Raw genomic sequence first — 14624 nt, 5'->3', positions numbered from 1 at the left:
GGCTATCTGGTTTCCCCGGAGTCTTCCGCGGGCTGCAGGGGAGGCGGGGTTTTGTTATTGCCCATCTTGGTAACTTTTGGATTGGCCCAGGTTCCGTCGATATGGAACTCCTGCGTGGCCGCCTGCGTCAGCGGTCGCTTCAGGATGTATTGCGCCAGAAAAGTACCCAGACCAATGGCGGGATTGATAACAGTTGCAATCAGCGACGCGGTGCCTGCATTGATTTCAGGCACGACCACCACCCTCAAATCCTGGGTCTCTCTGGCGATATCGGCAGTGCCCTCCATCAGCACCGCAGCATTGACACCCTTCATCTGCAGATTGTTGGTAAAAGCCAGTCCCTGCGTGATGGTGACGTCACCACGCACAAAATCAAATGAAAAACCGTCTGAAAAAACATCCCGAAAATCCAGCGTCAGGCGGCGGGGAAGTGATTGCAAACTCAAAACGCCGAGCAGCTTGGCAATCCCCGGTTCAGCCTTGAGAAACTGGCCAGACGCCATGTTGACATTGAACTGGCCGTTCAGGCTGGGATAGTCCAGGCTCAAGGGCGAGCCAACCCAGGCAACCTGCCCCTCCATGCGGCCTTTGCCCCGGCGAATCACGTCGCCCATGCCAAAACGCTTGAGCAGCTCGCCGGAATCGGCAATGTCCAGCTTGAAGTTCATCACCGTGCGCCGGCGATCAACCAACGCAGCCCTGCGCGGCGCTCCGGGTGCTGCGACGGGGCCTGCGGCAGGTTGCTGCGCATTGATCGCTGCCCAGTTGCCAGTTGCTGTGAACGTGGCCTCCGGCAAGATCACGTTGAACTTGTTCAGTCGCCATTCGCGCGCGCCGCCATCTCGCGAGGCGGGGGCCGCGCCGCGGTTGATTGCTTCAATTTCAATGCGGCCCAGTTTTCTGCTGCGCAATTCGAAGTCTTCGACCACGATGTCCAGTGCGGGAATATTGGCCGGCTGCTCATTGAGAATGGCTTCAACCTCGCTGGCCGTGCTTTGACCAAGGCTGAGCCGGGACAAGCGGCCATACACCCGGCCCGCATTGGCACCGCTGGCCTGACGGAACTCAACGTATCCATTGAGTTCAGCAGCGTCAATATTGGAGCGCCAGGTCAATCCTTCGCGCGAGCCACCCAACACCACGTTGTGCAAGGTGCGCCCATCCAGCGTCAGCTCTTTGGCACGTATGGCCATGGTCGTGGGCAGGTAGCTGAGTGCCGCGGCCGCCGCGCTGGCGCGGCTTCCGGCGGTCCCTGCGCTGGACTCGCTGCCGCCTGCAACTGCGCCAGTTGTGGCGCTCAGGACTTTTTCCCAGGCATCCAGATTCACGGTGGCCAGGTTGATATTGGCTGCTACGCCTGCGTCTGGCATCGGCGCACTTTCGCCGGCCTCCAGTCCCACTGCCATGCTGCCGCGCAGCACTTTGGGCTCCGGCCCGGTGATATCGCGCAGGTAAACAACCGAGGCCAGCCGCCCGACACTGAGCGCGAGCCTGTCCTGCAGGACCTGCCCGGCGCCGGTTGATTCGCGCACCAGCGTGTTGTCAAAGCGCACGGGCAAAACGGCCTCTGCCGTCTTGCTGAGCGGCGCCGGCAGACTGAGGGCCATGCCCTGCAGGTTGCTGGCAATGCTGACCTCGGTCATGCCGCCCCTGAAACCCAGGGTGGCTGAATAAGCGGTGGTTCCGCTGGCGTTGCTGGCCAGGCGCGAAGCGAGCGGAATTTCTTTGGCCTGACGCAGCCCTTCTGAACTCACCGTACCCTGGGCGCGTATAACCACGCTCGCATCAGCCATGTCTGGCGCGCCTGCTGCGGGCCGGACGCCAGCTGCACGTGAGCCTCCTTCCAGGCGCAAATCTCCACCCAACATGCGCCCCTGGCCCCCGGCGATGGTGAATCCCTTTTCGCTGAAGTTCACCACACCTTTGAGCCGGGTGAGCTGCGGTGTGTCGGGCGTGAACTGCACGTCATTCCCGGCCAGGGTAACGCTGCCAGAAACCTTGCTGTTGTCGATCGTGTTGATGGGCAGGCTGAGCTGAACCTTGTAATCCGCCGAACCGCCCGCTACCGCTTTGGCCAGCGCCTTTTCGGTCATGCTGGCCAGCGGTGAGGTGTTGACAAAACTCAGCGCTTCCGCGAGCGGGCCCTTGACGTCAGCGTTGACCTGCACGGTGGCTGCATGCATCAAGTCCGGAATGCGCGCATCAGCCTTGACAAGCTGCAATCCGGGCAGACCCGCGATGCGGCCTTTGGCGCCGTTGACCTGCATGGAGGCACGGTCAAAAACAAGCTCGCCGTCAAGCTCGGTCAACGCGGGCCAGACCCCCGCATTGCGTGGCTGGATGGAAGCCGGGACATACGCAAAATGGGCGTTGTTCACCTTGGCCGAAATGCGAAATTCTCCCAGCTTTGGATCAGAGAAGGGGAGTTCATTCAAGTCACCCCTAACCAGAAATTTGACGTCGGAAAGCGCCCCCTGGGTGACCGCGTCGCGCACGTAATGACGCACCGAATCCGGTAACACCAAAGGCAGATACCGGTGAACCTTGCCGCCATCACCCCGGCCGAGGGTGCCCTGCAAATCAAGCACGCCGGGAAAGCGGGTGTCGCTTGCGCCGTTGGCAACAGCGCCAGGTGCCAGCTCGGCCGTACGCCAGCTGGCCTGGGCTGCGCCCTGAAGATCCGCATTGGCGAAAACCATGTTGCGCAGCTGCAATTCCACTTTGGGACCTGTCAGTTTCCACTGGGCATCTGCGGCAAACTGATCCAGCAGCACGTGAGGGTCTTCAAAAATGCCGGGCAGATCAACCTCCCCCTTGGTGATCCGGACCTTGGCCTGCCCCCCAAGATGGGTTACATCGAAGTCCACCGTGGCGCCCCGAATGCCTGGCCTGGATCCGGGGGCAGAGCCCGCAACGCTTGCGCCGGCCGAGGCGGTCCGGGATGCCAACTCAAGCTGCGTCACCCTTCCCTTGCCGGAAAAGGTGCTCGGCGCATCCAGTGGCCCTTGCCATTTGGCCTCGACAAGTTCGACCATCCCCTTGGGTGCCAGGGAGGAAATCATCGTATGCGTGGCGCCGCCCAACGGCAGGCGATTGGCAATCAGTGCCAGTGCGGCGAGATCGAGCTTGTCGGCCTTGAATTCACCTCGCGCAGGCGCATTTCCTTCAGCCTCCGTGTAGACCAGGGCGGCATTGCCACCCGGCCAGCGCAGCCCGTCACGGGTACGAAACTGCAAACCCTCGGTGGAGAAATCGAAACCGTTGGCAAGGTGCCTACCGCCAAATCGCCCCGTGACCGCTTCCAGCGCAAGCGGCTGCAAGGCTCGGCCAAGACGGGCATCGACCTCGAGCAGGGCAACATCGGCGGTCCCGCCCACCAGCTGCCCCCGGCTCACGTCAGCCCAGGCGCGCAGCGCACCAATGCCCGCTTTCAGATCAATACCCAGTTTGTCCAGGCTGGCATACCGTTTGACCTCGGAGACATCAACACGGCTGAACTCGGCATAGAACTGGCCGCTCCAGTGCTTCCAGCCCTTGCCCCCACCCGACAACAAGGGCTCACGAAAAACGCCACGCACGTTGAATCGATCACCCCATGCTGCGGGTGGTGTGGCATCGATACGCGTGGAATGCCTGCGACCCGAATTGCGCAGCGTCCAGTCCACCTCGGTCAGGGCCAGAGCAGGGACAGCCCTTGAGTCATCCACCCAGCGCACCGTGCCGCCGCGGATCAACAATTCCGATTGCGAAAAAACCCAGTCCGCGATGGCACCGCCGCCGTCTTCGCGATCCAGCGAAACCTCCAGCCCCGCAACGTAAGTTTTGCCGTCTGCGGTGCGCCGGACATCCAGTTCGGGCTGGTGAATGTAAAGCTGCTCGAAACCCAGGTTCCACAACGACGATATGGACAACGAAGCCTGCACCAGTGGCAGGCGCAAGGCTTCCCGGCCCTGCGCGTCCAGAAGGCTCAGCCCCTGCAGTTCAAACGCCGGAAACAAGCCGTTGGCCTTGGCGGTCAGCTGGCCAATACGTACCGGGACGCCCAGCGCCCGGCTCGCTTCAATTTCCAGCCTTGGGCGAAACTCATCAATTCGCGGCACAATCCAGCCGTGGAGAGCAGCCCAGGCGATGCCAAACAAAACCCAGCAAGCCAGCACCAGCCATAGCAACAGGCGTGCAGCGGCAGCAACCACTTTGAGACGCCTTGCGGGAAGCGCTGGCTGAAATTGAGTTGTTTGATCCATCGGCATCAGAATTATGACCTTCGGCCCCACCGTCCGTTCCATGCAACACGGAGAAGTTTCTGTCTACTAGTGTGAAGTCCGGCTCGCCGGATACGCCTCTGGCCACGTCAGGCCATTCCCGCTTTGTGCAACGGATACGCCGTCGCTATGCCGATGAACTCGCCGTTTTGCCTGCGGGCGCCCCTGTTCGCGCGACCATGCAGGCTGCCTACGACACGCTGTGTGGTCAAGGCCTGGAATGTGGGGCCGCCATGCGGGTGCTGCGGCAGCTGGTCATGGAGCGGCTGGCCGTCCTCGATTGCGACTTGCAGTCCCCTTTACAAACCGTCACGCAAGCCATGACCGAGCTGGCCGAGCTGACCCTGGACATCGCTGTTCGCGAATCACGCGCACCACTGGAATTACTCTACGGCGAGCCACGAGTCCCGGGGCAGCCGGAGCAGTCCGCGTGCTTGTGGGTCATCGGTATGGGCAAACTGGGGGCGAGAGAGCTCAACGTTTCCAGCGACATTGACCTCATCTACGTGTACGACCATGATGGTGAAACCAGCGGCCGTGATGGCGGCCGCGGCGTGATCTCCAACCACGAATTTTTTGCCCAGCAGGTCAAGGCGATTTACAACCTGATCGGCGACACGACAGAACACGGGTTTGTGTTTCGGGTCGACCTGGCGCTGCGGCCCAACGGCAGTTCGGGGCCTGCGGCAGTATCACTCAGCGCTCTGGAGGAGTACTTTCAGGCGCAGGGGCGCGAATGGGAGCGTTTTGCATGGCTGAAAAGCCGGGTCGTGGCGCCTCTGGACTGCATTCAGAGCGGGTCGGCCCAGGCATTGCGCGGATCGGTCCTTCCCTTTGTATTCAGGCGTTATCTCGACTACAGCGTCTTTGACGCACTGCGTACGCTGCACCGGCAGATCCGCGAGCATGCGACCAAACGCACCGCAGGCCATCCCGAGCGCGCCAACGACGTCAAGGTGTCGCGCGGTGGCATTCGCGAGATCGAGTTCACCGTGCAGCTACTTCAGGTGGTGCGCGGCGGGCAATTTCCCGAGCTGCGTACCCGACCAACCGTGGATGCGCTGCAGCGCGTTGCGGACGCTGGGCTAATGGCTCAGGAAACCGCCAAGGCATTGGCGCAGGCCTACGTTTTTCTGCGCCGCGTGGAGCACCGCATCCAATACCTGGACGATCAGCAAACCCACGTGCTGCCCACGCGAGACGAGGACCTGACCTGGATTGCACAAACACTGGGGTACAGCAGCTGCTGCCCGTTTCTCAGCGAACTCGATGCGCACCGCGAGTTGGTCGCACACGAGTTCGACACGCTGCTTGGCAAAAAGAGCGAGTGCAAGGGTTGCGACAAGACGGGTGGCACCACCGCACAGGACCTGGAAGAACTGCTGGTGCAGTTTTCAACCCGCTGGCCCGCAAGTTTTCGCGCGCGCCTGGAAGTGCTTTGCCGGCACCCGCGGGTACTGGGGCTGCGCGAGGATGCCCGTGCCCGGCTGACCAGGCTGGTTCAGCGCACGGCCCAGTGGCTGCTTGATGGCGAGGTCAACGAAGAGTCTGCGGTGCGCATGCTGGACTGGGTCGAGCCCCTGCTGCGCCGTGAAAGTTATCTGGCCTTGCTTGCCGAGCGCCCCGCCGCCCACAAGCGGTTACTCCGAATGTTGGGTGCCGCCAAATGGCCAGCGCGGTACCTGCTGGCTCATCCCGGCGTGATAGATGAACTGGTCAGCGACGACCTGCTGCAGGAGCGTTTTGACGCCGCCGCGTTTACGCGGGAAATGCAGCAACGACTGGCGTCTTTGGAGCGCACCGGTGAAGACGGCGAAGAGACCTGTCTGAACCTGCTGCGCCGGGCCCACCACGCGGAGGTTTTTCGTACCCTCACGCGCGACGTCGAAGGGGTGCTGACAGTAGAGCAGGTTGCCGATGACCTGAGTGCGCTGGCAGAGGCTGTCCTCAAGGTCACCGCAGATTGGTGTTGGCAGCGTCTGAAAATCCGCCACCGGGAAACGCCGCAGTTTGCCATCATTGCCTACGGCAAACTGGGCGGCAAAGAGCTTGGTTATGGAAGTGATCTGGACATTGTTTTCGTCTATGAGGATGAGGACGAACACGCCTCGGAAATTTACGCAGCCTTTGCCCGCAAACTGATCAACTGGCTGACCATCAAAACAGGCGAAGGCGACCTGTTTGAAATCGATACCGCCTTGCGCCCCAACGGAAACTCGGGCCTCCTTGTCACACGGTTTGAGGCCTACTCCAATTACCAGCAGCAGCGCGGCAGCAACACCGCCTGGACCTGGGAGCATCAGGCCATCACACGGGCGAGGTTTGTCCTGGGAGACGCGTCACTGCAAAAGCGTTTTGACCAGGTCCGGCAGGCGGTGATCACCGCACCAAGGGACATTCCTGCGCTGACCCGCGAAATCATGGCCATGCGCGAAAAGGTCCGCTTGGCCCATCAGATCAAGGGAGAAAAAAGCAGCGACAAATTCGACGTCAAGCACAGCGCCGGAGGCATGGTGGATGCCGAGTTTGTTGTGCAGTTCCTGGTATTGTCACAGTCCATCGTGCATCCGGAGCTGGCAGACAACGTGGGAAACATTGCCTTGCTGCAACGCGCGGAAGCTGCGGGGCTTGTCCCGGCTGGCCTGGGCCAGGCGGCGGCCAGCGCGTATCGCGAGCTGCGCAAAGTACAGCACCAGGCCCGCCTCAACGAAGCGCCTACACAAGTGGTCCCGCCGGCCTTTCAGGCGGAAAGAGACGCGATATTGGCCCTGTGGGATGCCGTGTTTCGGTCCCGGGTTGATTCTTGAGTCGCCGCAACTGAAGCCACAGCGGAGGCCTCCGTCACCGGACTCAGGCTCGAATCAATCAGTCTTTTCTGGCGCGGGTGCAGCGGCGATGCCACCCAGGCTGAGGTGCGCAAATTTTTGCAGCACCTTGCTGTCTGCGGCATGGAAAACAAAAAGACCGCGGCCACGGGCCCGAACGATGAGGCGCGGTGCGATCAACCAGCCCATGTAGGGGACATAAAAGAACTTGGCCTGCGTGATGTCGGCCAGCGCAACTTGCTTTGGCCATAACCAGCTTTGTTGAATGCTTGCCGCATCGATCCGGGTGCGGCTGCGAAGAATCCAGAAGTAACACAAGCCGATCACGGTTAGTGTGACCGCCATAAAGGCAGCCGCCGGCTTGGACCAGCCAGCTCCCGCGAATTGGTCTGCGGCTCGTACACCCCAGACAACAAGCGCCACCATCAGCAGGCTTGCAAGAATCTTGACGGGCAGGGGGAACGCAGCCCCCTCTGCCGTTTCGATGTCGGTTTCAAGCAAGTTGGGTTGCATGCTATTTTTTCTCGTCGGCCGCTGCGGGAGGCACCTTGGCAGCGTCCGATTGGGCGGCATCCTTGAAAAGATCGTCAATCTTGCTCTGCTCATCCTTTTCGCTCTGCTCGGTCTTGGCGCCTTCTTCTTCTGCGGGCATTTCGATCTGGACTTTGTCGATATCAATCTTGTTCTCCTTGTCCAGGAACATGGTCACTGTCTGGGGAACAAAAATCACAATGACCACCAGCATCAACTGCAGGAGCACCCACGGAATGGCGCCCAGGTAAATGTCGCGTGACAGAACCTTTTTCGGGATAGCCCCATTCTTGAAAAGGGTGTCAGAAATGCCGCGCAAATAAAACAGGGCAAAACCGAAAGGTGGATGCATGAAGCTGGTCTGCATGTTCACGCACAGCAAAACCCCGAACCAGATCATGTTGATGCCCATCTTGTCGGCCACGGGGCCAAGCATTGGCAAGATGATGAATGCAATTTCAAAGAAATCGAGGAAAAACGCCAGGAAGAAAATGAAGATGTTGACAACAATGAGGAATCCGGTCTGCCCGCCGGGCAGGCCGGTCAGCATGTGCTCGATCCAGACGGCGCCGTCCACACCCTGGAACACCAGCGAAAACACCCGTGAGCCAATCAGGATAAACACCACCATGGCCGTGATGCGCATGGTTCCGGTCATGCCCTCCTTGATCATGGGCCACGACAGTCGGCGATGAAGCGCTGCGAGGATGAAGGCGCCCACGGCACCCATGGCCCCAGCTTCTGTAGGGGTGGCGATTGCAGTGTTGATGCCGGGCAAACCGCCCATGCTGCCCAGTACGGCAAAAATCAGAACAGCCGACGGGATGATGCCCCGCAGACATTTCTTCCACAAAGCCCAGCCATCCAATGTTCTCGCAGACGCCGGCACGCCAGGCAGGTAAGTGGGCCGCAGGCGGGTCAGGAGAAAGGTGTAAAGGGCAAAGATCAGCACTTGCAGAATGGACGGTCCCCAGGCGCCCTTGTACATGTCGCCAACTGGCTGCCCAAGCTGATCGGCCATGACCACGAGCACCAGCGAAGGCGGCACCAACTGGGTGATGGTTCCGGATGCAGCCAGCACTCCCGTGGCATACCGCATGTTGTAGCCGTAACGCATCATCACGGGCAGCGAGATCATCGCCATGGCGATCACCTGCCCGGCGACGGTGCCGGTAATCGCTCCAAGGATAAATCCGACGATGATGACGGAATAACCAAGCCCGCCGCGCATCGGACCAAACAGCTGGCCCATGGAGTCGAGCATGTCTTCCGCCAGGCCGCACTTTTCCAGAATGGAGCCCATCAAGGTGAAAAACGGAATGGCCAGCAGCAACTCGTTGGAGAGGATGCCGAACACGTTGAAAGGCAGGTTGGCCATGAAGGCCGCAGGGAACCAGCCCATTTCAATGGCAATGAAGCCGCACAGCAGGCCCAGGGCCGACAATGAAAACGCCACCGGAAAACCGATCAGCATGACGATAATCAAGCCGCCAAACATCAGCGGTGCGAAGTCCTGCATGTTCATGCTGTCCTCCGGCCGAGTGTGTTGGCGCGGGGAGACCCCGCACGCTGACCGCGCGGTTCTGCAAAACAAATCATTGGAGAGGCCTTTCGTAATGGAGGTCCATCTCGTAGACATGCAGGAGCCAGCCGATGCGCTTGACGATCTCGGACAGGCCTTGCAGCAGGACCATGGTGAATCCAAGTGGCATCATCAAAATGACCGGCCACCGTATCAGGCCGCCAGCGTTGTTGGACATTTCCTGCGAGATGTAAAAGCGCAAAAACAGGGGGGCGGTGTAATACACCATCAGCGCCATGACCGGCAGCAGAAAGCACACCAGGCCGAACAGGTCGATCCAGACCTGTCCACGGCTGGAGAACTGGCCATAGATCACATCAACCCGCACATGCTCATTGACGCGCAGCACCTGGGCCGCACCCAGCATCACACATGCGGCAAACAGGTACCACTGGATTTCGAGCCAGCCGTTTGAACTGATATCAAAACTGTAGCGAAGGGCAGCATTGCCAGCGCTGATCACGCATGCAAGGATGACTGCCCATTTGGCCAGGGTCGCAAAGCGGTCATTGACCCAATCAATCAAATGGGCCAGGAGAAGAAGCGTTTTCAATGGAAACCTCCGGAACCTGTGGGGAAACGATGGGTGAACTCTATCGACGGGGGTGTAAAAAACCTGTAAAAATCCGCCCCTGGCACTGACGGGGAGCTGACGGCCAGGCGGCCGGCCCCGGGGAGTCAGTCCAGCGGATCGGGTCGCGGTGGCGCGTCCGTCGATGGCACAAGCAGGCGATAACCCACGCTGGTCTCGGTCAGAAGCAACACCGGCCGGGCGGGCTGCAATTCCAGTTTCTGGCGCAACTGGCGAATGTAGATGCGCAAATAGTGGCCCTGCTCGGCGTGCCCCGGCCCCCAAACCTCTTGCAACAATTGGCGCGACGTCACCACCCGGTCGGCACGTTTTGCCAGCGCCTCCAGCAAACGCCACTCGGTTGCCGTCAGGCGCACCACCTGGCCTGTCCGAACCACCGATCTGGCTTCGAGATCGATCCGCACCTCTCCGAGGTTCAGTACGGGCTTCCCGCCGTGGGTGGTCTGGGCCGCATGGCGCAGCGCAACGCGCAGGCGGGCATGCAACTCGTCCACGCCAAAGGGTTTGCTCAGGTAGTCGTCGGCTCCGGCGTCCAGCGCGTCCACCTTGTGCCGCTCCTGCGAGCGTGCAGACAACACAATGATGGGCCGCTGCGTCCAGCCGCGCAGCTGCCGGATCAACTCCACCCCGTCACGATCCGGCAGTCCCAGATCGATCAGAAACACATCGATCCGCCGGTTGGCTGCCAGTGTGTCGGCATCCTGCGCGGTGGCGGCGGCAAAAACCTCGTACCCTTCCGCCTCCAGTGTGGTGATCAGAAAATGCCGGATCGGCTCCTCATCCTCAACCAGCAAGACGCGCGCAACGGGTGCACCAGCGGTCATCAGCTCACCTCATCCAGGGGCAGGCCGTGCTGAACGGGCTGCGGCAGACAAAGCACAATCCGGGCGCCATTCTGGTTGACGCCCTCGATAGTGCCGCGATGCAGCCGGGCCACTGCCGCACAGATGGCCAAGCCCAGACCGGTGCCGGCGCCGGCAGTTTCAGGGCGGCCACGGTAGAACTTCTTGAAAACGTCCCGCTCGTGGTCCACCGGCAGCCCGGGTCCGTTGTCGGACACGCTGAGCTGCCAGTGATCTGCCGTCACCCCCACTTCAACCACGATGGTGCTGCCCGCCGGGGTGTAGCGCACCGCGTTGTCCAGCAGGTTGCTCATGGCCTGAACCAGAAGGCGCGGGTCACACCAGACCACGGCGTCCGGGCCGACCCGGGTCTGCACCGTGTGGGCCAGTAGCCGGTCTCCCACGGTTTTGATAGCCTCTTCGATCAACTCGTCGGCGGGACACCACTCGTAGACGGGCTGCACACCGCCTTCCTCCATGCGGGTCAGGTCCAGCAGATCACTGACCAACGCATGCATGCGCCGCGCTTCGTCAAGGATGGACTGCGCCAGCGCACACCGCCTGTCGTTGTCCAGCAGGTGATCCTGCCGCAACAGGCTGGTGGCTGCGCCAACAATGGTCGTCAGCGGGGTGCGAAAGTCGTGCGAGATGCCAGACAGCAGCGTGCTCCGAAGACGCTCGGTTTCAATCTCTACCGCCGCCTCCGCACTCTTTCGCTCAAAAATCGCGCGCTCCAGGGCCAACGCTGCGTGATTGGCAAACGCTGTGAGGAGGTCGGACTGGTGCGGCGTATGAACGCGACCCGGCAGCCAGTGGATAGCCAGCACGCCGAGCGAATGGCTGGCACCACACAGCGGGACATAAAGCGTCTGGGACAGCCCCACTCCTTCGCGCCCGGTTTCAGCGGGCTTGTGACCTTGATCAAAGACACCTTGCGCCACCGCCAGCGGCGAATACACCCCTGTTTCGGGCGACTGCGATAGCCCTGCCACGTGCCCGCAAAACCCTGCGGGGTCGCAGAGTTGCCCCGCAGAGTCGGGCAACAGCAGCGCACTCGGAGCGTCAAAATTTGAGCGTACCGCCACTTCCAGCCCCGCTGCAACCGCTTCCGGGGAGCGCGCGAGCGCAAGTTGGCCCGCGAGGTCGTTCAGCGCGTGCTCCCTTTGAGCCCGCTCGTCAGCGACCAGGGCCTGGTCACGCGCGTGCGCGACCAGCCGGCTGATCAACAACCCGACCAGCAGCATCACGGTCATGGTGAAGACATGCTGTGTATTGGTGGGATTCAAGGACCAGCGCGGTGGCACAAAGATCAGGTCAAACAGGAAGACGCTGGACAACACAGCCACGACTGAAGCGGACTGACCGAAACGCAGGGCCGCGTACACCACACCCGCGAGATACACCATGATCAGATTGGCCAGATCAAAGTAGGGCGTCATCAGTGCACAGATGCCGGTGGCTACAAGGACCACGGCGAGCGCATACACCCACCCATGCCTTTGCACCGGAGCAGCCCACCTGACCAGCGGGTGAAGCATCCCCCGGGGTACCGCGATCGTGCCCGCCTTGCGGAACGCCGGGTCTGCTGAGCGATGGTCGGACATGGGCAATCGGGTGGTTAGGGACTCGCGTGGATTGTTGCATGCGAGCCGAAGCGGGCAGCGGTGCCGTCAGTCCGCCCGCCAGAAGGCCCGCGGTCGGCAAAATGCATGAAATTGAAACAGTTGGCTTAAGTAAATCAATCGTTTGATTTATGTGTTGTAATCGGGCGTATGAAGTCCACCGCACCTGACGCGCCCTCTGCCCCGGGCCGCGATACCCGCAAACAACGCTCGGATGGTGTGGAGGCCCGCGAACACCTGCTGCTTGCAGCACTGCGCCTGTTTGCTGAAAAAGGGTTTGCCAAGACATCAACCCGCGAGATCGCGCAGGCGGCCGGCGCCAACATCGCAGCCATCAGTTACTACTTTGGCGACAAGGCAGGGCTTTACCGCGCCGTGTTTACCGAGCCCCTGGGCAGCGCAAAGGACGACATTGCGCTGTACGACCAGCCTGACTTCACACTGCGGCAGTCGCTGCAGGGGTTTATCGGCAGTTTTCTCGCCCCCATGAAGCAGGGTGAGCTGGTGCAGCAGTGCTCGCGGCTTCATTACCGTGAAATGCTGGAACCCACCGGTGTGTGGGCCGAGGAAATTGACAAGGGAATCAAGCCGGCGCATGCCGCTTTGGTGGCCTTGCTCGGCCGTCATCTGGGTGTCGCGCGGGTTGACGATGATCTGCACAGGCTGGCGTTCAGCATCACAGGGCTGGCCCTGCAGATGTTTATCACCCGCGAAGTGATCGAGAGCGTACGACCCAGGTTAATCAACACACCCAAAGCCATTGACCTGTGGGCCTCGCGCCTGGTTGACTTTGCCGAAGCCATGGTTGCCGCCGAAGCCACGCGCCGCCAATCTGAATGACCCAAAACCTAGAGTTGAGCATGATCAAGAACGCGTTTTTAGCCTGCTTTGCGCCTTTGCTGCTATCAGCCTGCGCACTACAGCAGCCCCCGGCCACGGTGTCTGCGCCTGTCCCTAGCCGGTGGTTTGCGCCGCTCCCGGCAGCCACACCGGTGACCGGTTTGCCGCATCAAGGCAACTTGTCCGACCTGAGCCAATGGTGGCAGCAGCAGGGCGATCCGCTGTTGGCCGAGCTGGTTGCGGCCGCTCAGGCGGTCAGCCCCACGGTGGCGACCGCCAGGTCGCGCATCGAACAATCCCGTGCCACGCGCGTTGCAGCCGGGGCGGCCCTGCTGCCATCCCTGGACGCATCAGCCAGTGCTACTCGGGGTCGGTCGCAACCCGCGGGCGCCGCTACGGCACCCGTGGCCACCACGATGCAGGCCGGGCTGCAAACCGCCTGGGAGCTTGACTTGTTTGGCGGCCAAAGCGCGAGCCGCAACGCCGCCCAGCTTCGATATGAAGGATCGCAAGCCCAGTGGCACGACGCCAGGGTGCTGGTCGCGGCCGAAGTTGCCAACCAGTATTACAGCCTGCGCACTTGCGACAGGCTGGCGCGCGTGACGCGCTCTGACGCGGCTTCGCGCGCAGAAACCGGCCGCCTCGCCGCTCTGAGCGCCGATGCGGGTTTCACGGCGCCAGCCACCGCTTCGCTGGCCCGTGCCAGCGCCGCAGAGAGCAATGGCAGGGCGACCCAACAGGCAGCGCAATGCGAGCTCGACCTGAAGGCGCTGGTGGCCTTGACTGCTTTGCAGGAACCTTATTTGCGATCAAAACTGGCAGCTACTCCTTTCGACATTGAAAAGATTGCTCCTGTTTTTGTAGCGAGCGTGCCGGCCGAAGCCCTGGCGCAACGCCCCGACGTGTTTAATGCCGAGCGTGAAGTGGCCGCCGCAAGCGCCGATGTGGGCAGCGCCCAGGCCGAGCGCTACCCGCGCTTGAGCCTGAGCGGCTCGATCGCGGCCAATCGCGTCAGCAGCAGGGGCGTCAGCACAGACTTCAACACCTGGTCCATCGGCCCGCTCGCCCTGTCCTTGCCGCTGTTCGACGGCGGAAGGCGCGCGGCCGACGTGGATTCCGCTCAAGCGCGTTATGACGAGGCCGCTGCCGTCTACCGCGGTCGCGTGCGGCAAGCCGTACGGGAAGTCGAGGAAGCACTGATCACCCTACAGAGCACCGCTGCCCGCAGCGAAGACGCGCGGATTGCCGCAGAAGGTTATCGCGCGTCCTTTACCGGCACTGATGCGCGCTACCAGGGCGGGCTGGCCAGCCTGGTTGAACTGGAAGACGCACGCAGAACCCTGCTGGCTGCGGAAACCGCTTTGCTCTCCTTGCAACGTGAACGGGCCAGCGCCTGGGTGGCGCTGTACCGGGCCATGGGTGGCGGCTGGGCGCCCCAGCTGCAGGGCCCCGCACCCGTGAGTACCTCGGCGCGACCCTGAAGACACACGACCCCAAAGAAGCCACAAAGCGACACCCGCCCTGACTG

9 protein-coding genes are annotated in these 14624 nt (G+C 61.7%); 3 read left to right on the top strand and 6 right to left on the bottom strand.

Going from position 1 to position 14624, the window contains the following annotated elements; translation table 11 throughout:
* Positions 1–2: 2 nt before the first annotated feature.
* Entirely contained in the window at positions 3–4244 is a 4242-nt protein-coding gene (locus VE934_RS08425; protein WP_324886314.1) for a YhdP family protein, read from the bottom strand.
* Between the two features lie 71 nt (positions 4245–4315).
* On the opposite strand from VE934_RS08425, the gene glnE reads away from it, so the two are divergent.
* A complete protein-coding gene (gene glnE, locus VE934_RS08420; RefSeq protein WP_324886312.1) occupies positions 4316–7069 on the top strand; it encodes a bifunctional [glutamate--ammonia ligase]-adenylyl-L-tyrosine phosphorylase/[glutamate--ammonia-ligase] adenylyltransferase in 2754 nt (917 codons plus the stop codon).
* 54 nt (positions 7070–7123) lie between these two features.
* On the opposite strand, the gene VE934_RS08415 is transcribed toward glnE, so the two are convergent.
* From VE934_RS08415 to VE934_RS08395, 5 genes are all read right to left on the bottom strand, one after another.
* Complete coding sequence (locus tag VE934_RS08415; protein WP_324886310.1) at positions 7124–7600, bottom strand: hypothetical protein; 477 nt, start codon at positions 7598–7600, stop codon at positions 7124–7126.
* A gap of 1 nt (position 7601) precedes the next feature.
* Positions 7602–9143 (bottom strand): TRAP transporter large permease subunit, encoded by a 1542-nt coding sequence (locus tag VE934_RS08410; RefSeq protein WP_324886308.1) that lies wholly within the window; start codon positions 9141–9143, stop codon positions 7602–7604.
* Between the two features lie 70 nt (positions 9144–9213).
* On the bottom strand, positions 9214–9753 hold the full coding sequence (locus VE934_RS08405) for a TRAP transporter small permease subunit (protein ID WP_324886306.1): 540 nt from the start codon (positions 9751–9753) through the stop codon (positions 9214–9216).
* A 125-nt stretch (positions 9754–9878) separates the two neighbouring features.
* Positions 9879–10616: a response regulator gene (locus tag VE934_RS08400; RefSeq protein WP_324886304.1), complete on the bottom strand. Its 738-nt coding sequence runs from the start codon at positions 10614–10616 to the stop codon at positions 9879–9881.
* Positions 10616–12238 carry a DUF4118 domain-containing protein gene (locus tag VE934_RS08395; protein ID WP_324886302.1) on the bottom strand — a complete coding sequence of 541 codons (1623 nt, stop codon included), beginning with the start codon at positions 12236–12238 and terminating at the stop codon, positions 10616–10618. The genes VE934_RS08400 and VE934_RS08395 overlap by 1 nt, the downstream gene beginning before the upstream one ends.
* A gap of 168 nt (positions 12239–12406) precedes the next feature.
* On the opposite strand from VE934_RS08395, the gene VE934_RS08390 reads away from it, so the two are divergent.
* Together VE934_RS08390 and VE934_RS08385 are read left to right on the top strand one after the other, a co-directional pair.
* On the top strand, positions 12407–13096 hold the full coding sequence (locus tag VE934_RS08390; RefSeq protein WP_324886300.1) for a DUF1956 domain-containing protein: 690 nt from the start codon (positions 12407–12409) through the stop codon (positions 13094–13096).
* Positions 13097–13116: 20 nt separating this feature from the next.
* On the top strand, positions 13117–14577 hold the full coding sequence (locus VE934_RS08385; protein WP_324886298.1) for an efflux transporter outer membrane subunit: 1461 nt from the start codon (positions 13117–13119) through the stop codon (positions 14575–14577).
* Positions 14578–14624: the final 47 nt, after the last annotated feature.

This window comes from Polaromonas sp., from assembly GCF_035638815.1.
Taxonomy (GTDB): Bacteria; Pseudomonadota; Gammaproteobacteria; order Burkholderiales; family Burkholderiaceae_C; genus Polaromonas.
This window is presented reverse-complemented; position numbering and strand designations above follow the sequence as displayed.